This window comes from Bacillus sp. FSL R5-0593, from assembly GCF_038603755.1.
GTDB lineage: Bacteria > Bacillota > Bacilli > Bacillales > Bacillaceae > Bacillus > Bacillus velezensis.
The window spans coordinates 2,115,061-2,124,857 of the sequence record NZ_CP152011.1 but is presented as its reverse complement, the minus strand read 5'-3'; the positions used below and the strand labels follow the sequence as shown (position 1 = coordinate 2,124,857).

The window sequence follows — 9,797 nt, the reverse complement described above, 5'->3', positions numbered from 1 at the left end:
GCGGCTGTCCCGGCATGAATGCCGCGGCTGCCGCCAGTCGAAAACAGGAATGAAACCAACTGGAGGGATATGAGTGTCAGAATTCAAACAACAGGAGTTGTTCTGGGGCCGAATGTTTCACACGGAAGACCGTCCTAGTGCATTCCCTTCGTTTCAAATGTCCGACTCAACAGTAAAGCGTGATATAACAAGTGGATCTGACTGTATTCACAGTTCATTGAGTGCGGATGTATCACGGCGCATCCTGACCATGACGAACCAAACGCCAATGGCCGTCTACCTGGTTCTCCTGATCGGAATTGAATCCCTTTTATACAAATACACGGGGGAAGAAGGCGTGATTACAGGGGTTCCAAGCTTTGAAGACGAAACTGATGAAGATCTTCGTTCAGACCAGCTCATGTTAATCAAACAGCATATCAATTCCGGCAGTACGTTTAAATCAATTTTCCATGAATTGAAACATACGCTGGACGAAGCGATCTTATATCAGGACGTTCCCTTTGATAAAATGGCCGGACAGCTGAGGCTGAACTACAATGCAAATCATTTGCCGATCATCGATACAGTCGTTTCACTAGAGCAAATTCATCCTGATGGTTTCATAGAAACGGCTGCTGCAGATGCTTTATTCCAGTTTGCTATGGGTGAAGACTTGATTGACATAAAGTTATGTTTTAATGAACAAGTCTATGATCGTCAGTATATGATGCAGGTGCTCGGACATTTAAACCGGCTATTTTCTGTCATATTATTTCAGCCTGAGCTCCCCCTCGGTCAAGTGAATATTTTGCCAGAATCGGAGACACATTCACTTCTCGTTGACAATCAAACTGCGAAAACTGAATATCCGCGGGATAAGACGGTTTATCAGTTATTCGAAGAACAGATGAAACGAACACCGGATCAAGCAGCCGTTATTTACGGAGAAAAGCAATTCACATATCGTCAGCTCAATGAACGTGCCAATCAATTAGCCCGAACGTTAAGGAAAAAGGGGGTAAAGACGGATCGGCTCACTGCGATTATCTGCGAACATGAGATCGAACTGGTCGTGGGAATACTGGCCGTTTTAAAAGCGGGAGGGGCCTATGTGCCAATTGATCCGGATTATCCGAAGCATCGCATACAGTATATAGTAGAAGACTCCCAAGCTGATATCGTCCTGACGCAGAGCCATCTTCAAAAACAGTTGGAACTTGCGGGCACAATGGTTTTCCTCGATCAGGAAAGCTCTTACCACGAAGACGGCTCTGACCTGGAACCGATCAGCAGTACGAAGGATTTGGCCTATGTCATTTATACGTCAGGCTCCACAGGCAAGCCTAAAGGAGTGGCAATTGAGCATCAGGGCTTAACCAATTATATTTGGTGGGCCAGCCGGGTCTATGTCAAAGGGGAAAAAACCAACTTTCCCCTATATTCGTCCATCGCTTTTGATCTGACGATAACGTCTGTTTTTACTCCGCTCATTACAGGAAATGCCATTATTGTCTACGGAGGAGAAAACAGTGCTGCCTTGCTTGATTCCATTATTCAGGATTCAAGGGCGGATATTATCAAGCTGACCCCGGCGCACTTGCAGTTATTGAAAGAGATAAATATCCCTGCTGAGTGCACCATTCGGAAATTCATTGTCGGCGGTGACAATTTAAGCACGCGGCTCGCCCGAAGCATCAGCGGGAAATTCGGCGGAAAAATCGAAATTTTTAACGAATACGGGCCTACAGAGACAGTCGTCGGCTGTATGATTTATTCCTTTGATCCGCAATACGACAGACGGGAATCAGTGCCGATAGGAACCGCCGCGGACAACATGAACATTTTCGTGCTGGATAAGAACATGAAGCCGGTGCCGGCCGGCGTCCCGGGAGAAATATATATCAGCGGGGACGGCATCGCCAGAGGATACTTGAACAGAGCGGAATTAACGGCGGAAAGATTTTTGCAGCACCCCTTTGTACCAGAGGTGAAAATGTACCGGACGGGAGACTTAGCAAGACGGCTGCCGGACGGAAATATCGAATATTTAGGCCGGATCGACCACCAGGTGAAAATCCGCGGTTACCGCATTGAAATCGGGGAAGTCGAATCCGCATTTTTCCAAATACCGCCGATTCAAGAAGCTCTCGTTACGGCACAAGAAACCAACGGGGAAACATCCTTGTGCGCCTATTATACCGCACAGCATTCTTTAACCGCAGGCGAAATTCGGGAGCACCTGTCCCGGCAGCTTCCGTCCTATATGATCCCTGCTTATTTTGTACAGCTGGCAGCGATGCCGCTTACTTCCAACGGAAAAATAGATCGTCAGGCGCTGCCTGCTCCAACGGGAAATCTCACCGGCAATCCTTATACAGCTCCGCGGACAGAACTGGAAAAAATACTGGCCGGGGTGTGGGAATCGGTATTAGGCGCAGAACAGGTCGGAATCGATGACCATTTCTTTGAGCTGGGAGGAGATTCGATTAAGTCGATTCAGGTAACCTCAAGCTTATATCAAGCCGGGTATAAGCTTGACATCAAACACTTGTTCAAACACCCGACGATCTCCGGGCTTGCTCCTTTTATTAAGCCCGTTACCCGAATCGCAGAACAAGGGGAAATCAAAGGCCGTACCTTATTGACGCCGATTCAGCATTGGTTTTTCGCCCGGCAATACCCTGATCCGCACCATTATAATCAATCTGTCATGCTTTATTTTAAAGAGGGGTTGGACGAATCGAAGCTTCAGAAAGTCATGAAGAAGATTGCCGAGCATCACGATGCTTTGCGCATGGTCTATGTTCAGGGAGATCATGAATACGAAGCCAGAACCCGCGGGATCAGTGAAGGAGAATTATTCAGCCTCGACGTATTCTCTTTACTCGAAGAAAACAACCCTGCCGAAACGATAGAAATGATAGCCAATGACATTCAGCAATCCATCCATTTAGCCGATGGTCCGCTCATGAAACTGGGATTGTTTCAATGTCAGGATGGCGATCATTTGCTGATTGCGATTCATCATCTGGTTGTAGATGGCGTATCGTGGAGGATTTTACTTGAGGATATAACGTCAGCTTATGAGCAGCTCCAAAACGGAGAAGCGATCACGCTCCCTAAGAAGACGGATTCCTATCTGTTATGGGCTGAACGATTGAAACGTTATGCAGAAAGCCCAGAATTTGAAGCGAAAAATCAATATTGGCTTGAGCAGAAACATATCTCGCAACACAAATTGCCAGAGGATAATGAGCAGGAGACCGGTCTGGCCGAAGACCGGGAAACGATCATCGTCCAATGGACAGAGGAAGAAACCGAGCGTTTATTAAAAAAATCGAACCGTGCCTATACGACTGACATTAATGATTTATTGCTGACCGGACTCGGAATGGCTGTTCATCGCTGGACGGGGCATGAAGAAATTCATGTTCATCTGGAAGGACACGGCAGGGAATCTGTTTTTCAAGACGTTGATATTTCACGTACGGTGGGCTGGTTCACAACCCAATACCCGGTTTCTCTTCAAATCCAGGCGGACCGGGACATCTCCCAGCGGATTAGGACGGTGAAAGAACAGCTGCGTCAGATTCCCCAAAAAGGAATAGGATATGGCCTGATGAAATATTTGTCCGATCATCCGAAGGCATCAGAATGGACCGGACATCCGGAAATCAGCTTCAATTACCTCGGACAATTTGATCAAGATTTCGGAAATGGAGGAATCGAGGTATCTCCTTACTCCGGAGGGAAAATTGCGAGCGACAGGCACCCCATTGCCTATACGCTTGACATTAACGGCATGATCTCAGACGGTCGGCTGTCATTGGCCATCAGTTACAGCGGTAAACAATATCGAAGAGAAACAATGGAAACATGTGCAGCTCTCTTAAAGAAAAGCCTAAAAGAAGTCATCGAACATTGCGCAGCTCAAGAACACATTCACCTGACGCCAAGCGATATTTCGCTGAAGGACATAACAATCGAGGAATTAGATCAATTTGTTAAGCAAACACAGCATATCGGCGACATTGAAAATATATATCCTTTAACTCCCATGCAGAAAGGTATGCTGTTCCATAGTTTAATCGATTCGGCTTCCAGAGCTTACTTTGAACAAGCCGCTTTTGACCTCAAAGGCGACTTGGATATTGAGGCATTTACAATGAGTTTGTCGCAGCTGGCGGAAAGACACGAGATTCTCCGGACTCATTTTTATACGGAATGGAAAGATCAGCCTTTACAGATCGTATTCCGAAAAAAACCGATCGAAATAACTGTTGAAGATATTCGAAGCATGAAGAATAAACAACGAAACGAGTTCATTGCCGGCTTTGTACAAAAAGATAAGGCAAGAGGATTCGACCTTACCCAAGATGCGTTAATGCGCGTATCAATCCTTCGTACAGAGGACGACCAAGTCCGATTGATATGGAGCTTCCATCATATTTTAATGGATGGCTGGTGTCTGCCTCTTATTACGAAAGAAGTGTTTGAAACCTATTATGAGCTTCTTGAGAGAAGAAAACCGGAGCGGGAAGCCGTCACCCCGTACAGCCGATATATCGAATGGCTGGAAGACCAGGATCATCAGAACGCTTTGGCCTATTGGCAAAAATATTTGGACGGTTATGAAGGACAAACCGTTTTACTGAAAGAACCTGTCTCAAACCAAGCCAAGAAATATCAAAAACAAAGGCTTGCATGCCGGCTCGGAAAGCAGCTGTCAGAAGAAATCAGACAGACTGCAAGCAAGCATCACGTCACCGTGAATACATTCATTCAAAGTGCGTGGGGGCTATTGCTGCAAAGATACAACAACAGTCAGGATGTCGTTTTCGGGTCGGTTGTATCCGGACGCCCGGCAGAAATTCCTGGTATTGAATCCATGGTCGGCTTATTTATCAACACCATTCCCGTACGTATTACCGCTCAGCCTGGAATGACTGTGGAACAAGTGTTGAAAATGAGCCAGGAGCAGGCATTGGCTTCTCAGGCGTATGATACATTTCCGTTGTATGAAATTCAGGCTCAAACTGAACATAAGCAGCAGCTGATCAGTCATATCATGGTATTTGAAAATTATCCGGTCGAGAAACAAATGGAGCATATGAAACCGAATCGTGACGCGCTGGACATTATCAATTTCCATATGGAAGAGCATACCCATTACGATTTCAATTTCATTGTCATGCCGGCTGGAGAAATCGACATTCATTTTGTATACAATAGCAACGTCTATGATCATGCAAGTGTCAAGCGGATGGAAGAGCATTTTATGCAAATCATTAAGCAGATGGTGAACAGTCAGGCGATTCGCGTCCAAGACTTGGATATACTTACGGGAGATGAACGTTCGCTCCTTATAGAGGCATTTAATGATACGGAAGCAGATTATCCAAAGGAAAAGACGCTTCATCAATTGTTTGAGGAACAAGCACAGCGTACGCCTGATCAAACGGCTGTCGTATACGGGGAAAGCCAGCTGACATACCGGGAACTGAATGAAAGAGCGAATCAACTTGCCCGGACATTGCAATCAGAAGGCGTGCAGCCGGATCAGCCGGTCGGGATTATGGCCGAACGTTCCTTGGAAATGATCGTAGGACTCTTCGGAATCTTAAAAGCCGGCGGCGCGTATGTGCCGATCGACCCGATCTATCCGGTAGAACGGATTCACTATATATTGGAGGATTCGGATACGAAGCTGTTGTTAGCACAGAGTCACTTGAGAAAAAGCGTGCCTTTTACGGGAAAAGTGCTTGACCTGGAAGATCCGCGATTCTCTTTGGAAGATGCTTCAAACTTGAAACAGACGGCCGGACCGAATCACTTAGCTTATGTTATCTATACTTCGGGATCAACAGGCCGACCGAAAGGGGTTATGGTGGAACACCGATCCGTAATCAACCGTCTCGTTTGGATGCAGGAACATTACCCGCTGGATAAGCAGGATGTCATTCTGCAAAAAACCCCAATCACCTTTGATGTATCGGTGTGGGAATTGTTCTGGTGGTCGATGACTGGTTCTAAAGCGGTATTGCTGTCAAACGGAGGAGAAAAGAACCCTGACGTCATTTTAGATACAATTGCGCAGAAAAATGTCACCATTATGCATTTTGTGCCTGCGATGCTGCATGCTTTTCTTGAGTCCATGGAGCAGAAATCCGACGAGGAATTAAAGAGAAAGCTGGCGTCATTAAAATATGTATTTGCAAGCGGCGAGGCTTTGACGCCTGCGCACGTTGCCGGGTTTCATCGCATGATCACACCGGCGGGCGAGGCTCAAATCATTAATTTATACGGACCGACCGAAGCGACGATCGATGTATCGTATTTTGAATGTGAAGCGGGAGAAACGCTTAACTCCGTTCCGATAGGTAAACCGATTTCCAACATTCAATTGTACATCGTACAGCCCGGATCGGAATATTTCCAGCCGCTCGGTGTGGCAGGAGAGCTGTGTATCGCCGGAGACGGGCTCGCTCGGGGCTATTTGAACCGTCCGGAGCTGACAGCTGAGAAGTTTGCAGCTCACCCATTTGAAGCAGGGAAGCGGATGTACCGGACAGGCGACTTGGCAAGATGGCTGCCGGACGGAAATATCGAGTATTTGGGACGAATCGATCATCAAGTGAAAATCCGAGGCTACCGGATAGAACTCGGCGAGATTGAAGCATCTTTATTACAACTCGATGCTGTCAAAGAAGCGGTCGTCATCGCGATTGAAAAAGAGGGCTCAAAGCAGCTGTGCGCTTACTTGTCAGGAGACGAGTCATTAAATACGGCGCAGCTGAAGCGTCATTTGCTGAATAAACTGCCTGCGTATATGATTCCGGCTTATTTTGTACAAGTAGAGAAGATGCCGATAACTGCTAATGGAAAAATCGATCGAAAAGCTTTGCCGGCTCCTGAGGGAAATAGGCTTACCGGAACCGAATACACAGCGCCAGGAACGTTAATTGAAAAGCAGCTGGCCGATATATGGAAGGATATTTTAGCTCTGCCTGACCCCGGGATTAAAGATCACTTCTTTGACGTTGGCGGCCATTCACTTAAAGTATTGCAGCTCATTCATCAAATTAACGCCGGTATGGGACTCAACATGCATTATCAAGCCGTATACGATTTTCCTACCATCGAAACAATGGCACGCGCCATTCAAGCGGCAGTTTTCGAATCCGAGACGGATCATAACGTATTCGTCAAGCTGAACCAGGAAGATTCAATCCCTGTGTTCTGTTTCCCGCCTTTAATCGGATATGGACTCGTTTATAATGAAATGGCGAAAAGACTTGACGGCGTCAGCACCGTCTATGCTGCTGATTTCTTAGAAGAGCCGTCTCATGAGAAAGAAATCGTTGACCGATATGCAGAAAGCATGATACGCATTCAGGAACAAGGGCCTTTTGTTTTGCTTGGTTACTCTTCGGGATCGAATTTGGCTTTTGAGGCTGCTAAAGCTTTGGAGAAGCGAGGCCGCACCGTATCTGATGTGATTATGCTGGATTCTAAAATAACCACTTCTGTAACTCATTTATCGGAAGAGGAAATCGAAGAGATCGTCCATCTGAATATGGACATTATTCCGGACTATTACAGAGAAATATTAACCATTCCTTCGATTAAGGATAAAATCAGAGGCTATCTTGCGTACCACAATGAAGTGATCAATTCCGGCGCCGTTAACGCCAACATCCATCATTTGCTATGCGGCGATGTAACCGATGATAGGGGCTGGATACAATCAACAGCACAGCATTATCTTGAGTACAAATTAAAAGGAGACCATGTGACGATCTTTGACCCTCACAATATCGAAGAAAATACGGATACAATTCGATCTATTATCAAAAGGATTGAAGAACGGCATCATCACGGACTTGTTCTTGAAGAACAACTGTCAATGGGATCGTTTGCGGGGGACGCAAAGTTTGACAAAATGTAAATGTTCAAGTGTAAAACGCCGCTGGCCTGGCACTCAGCGGCGTTTTGCACGAAATAGAAGAGAGTAAACTCATAGGCTTGAAACGCTTTCCTCGTTATGCGTTCTCCATGACCATTTGTCATCAAATGTTAAAAGAAAAGCCTCATTTTAAGGAAAAAGAAGGATATTCAGTCATGACAAAAAAGTGTAGCTTATGTTTATGGGTTCTTGCTTTATGATTGAGTTGCTTTACTGGGAAGTCGTCGTATGCTGCCAACACTGCAAATTTCCAAAAGGACCCCTATTTTAGGAAAAGGAGGATATTAAGTAATGAGGAAAAAATGTAACTTATGTTTATGGGTTCTTGTTTTATTATTGAGCTGCTTATCTGGGAAGTCTGCGTATGCTGCCAGCACTCCAATTGCAAAACATGTTGGGAATTCAAATCCGCTTATCGACCATCATCTGGGCGCAGATCCGTTTGCGCTGACCTATAACGGAAGAGTCTACATCTATATGTCAAGCGATGACTATGAATATAATAGCGACGGAACGATTAAGGATAATTCATTTGCCAATTTGAATAAAATATCCGTCATATCTTCAGCGGATATGGTGAACTGGACAGATCACGGAGCGATTCCCGCAGCGGGTGCCAATGGGCTGAATGGCGGCCGGGGGATTGCCAAATGGGCAGGAGCATCATGGGCCCCGTCAGCCGCGGTGAAAAAGATCAATGGTAAGGATAAATTTTTCCTTTATTTCGCAAACGGCGGCGGAGGTATCGGGGTTCTCACCGCAGACAGCCCGACCGGCCCATGGACAGATCCGATCGGAAAAGCGCTGGTAACGCCAAATACGCCAGGAATGTCCGGTGTTGTATGGCTTTTTGATCCGGCAGTATTCGTAGATGATGACGGTACCGGTTACCTATATGCCGGCGGAGGCGTTCCCGGCGGTTCAAATCCCACACAGGGGCAATGGGCCAATCCTAAAACAGCAAGAGTCATGAAATTAGGGCCTGATATGACCAGTGTTGCCGGAAGTGCATCTACGATTGATGCGCCTTTTATGTTTGAAGATTCGGGAATGCATAAGTATAACGGAAAATATTACTATTCCTATTGTATCAATTTCGGGGGCGCGCACCCGGCCGAGAAACCTCCAGGTGAGATCGGCTATATGACCAGCTCAAGTCCTATGGATTCTTTTTCGTATAGAGGGCACTTTCTGAAAAATCCGGGAGCATTTTTCGGAGGCGGCGGGAACAATCACCATGCTGTTTTCAATTTTAAAAACGAGTGGTATGTGGTGTATCATACTCAAACTGTCAGCTCCGCTCTTTACGGGGCCGGCAAAGGATACCGTTCTCCCCATATTAATAAGCTTGTGCATAATCCAGATGGCTCCCTGCAAGAGGTAGCGGCAAATTTTGCAGGCGTAAAACAGCTTTCTAACTTGAATCCATACAACCGGGTAGAAGCGGAAACGTTTGCCTGGAACGGACGGATTTTGACAGAGGCATCCTCAGCACCCGGCGGGCCGTTCAATAATCAACATGTCACAAACATTCATAACGGAGACTGGATTGCTGTTGGAAATGCAGACTTCGGATCAGGCGGCGCCAGAACGTTTAAAGCAAATGTAGCGTCCGCTCTTGGCGGGAAAATAGAAGTGCGGCTAGACAGTGCAAACGGTAAGCTTGTCGGAACCTTGAATGTCCCTTCCACAGGCGGAACGCAATCCTGGAGAGAAATAGAAACTGCGGTAAGCGGCGCATCCGGTGTTCACAACGTATTCTTTGTATTTAGCGGAACTGGTACAGGAAGCTTGTTTAATTTTGATTACTGGCAGTTTACACAAAGATAAGCAAAGGGAGACAAAGGTA

General features: G+C 46.2%; 2 protein-coding genes. Both read left to right on the top strand.

Annotated features, from left to right (window positions below; all coding sequences use genetic code 11):
* Positions 1–73 precede the first annotated feature (73 nt).
* A complete protein-coding gene (locus tag NYE36_RS10620; RefSeq protein ID WP_342496851.1) occupies positions 74–7,930 on the top strand; it encodes an amino acid adenylation domain-containing protein in 7,857 nt (2,618 codons plus the stop codon).
* A 309-nt stretch (positions 7,931–8,239) separates the two neighbouring features.
* Complete coding sequence (locus NYE36_RS10615; RefSeq protein ID WP_094032672.1) at positions 8,240–9,778, top strand: glycoside hydrolase family 43 protein; 1,539 nt, start codon at positions 8,240–8,242, stop codon at positions 9,776–9,778.
* The last annotated feature ends 19 nt before the right edge of the window (positions 9,779–9,797 follow it).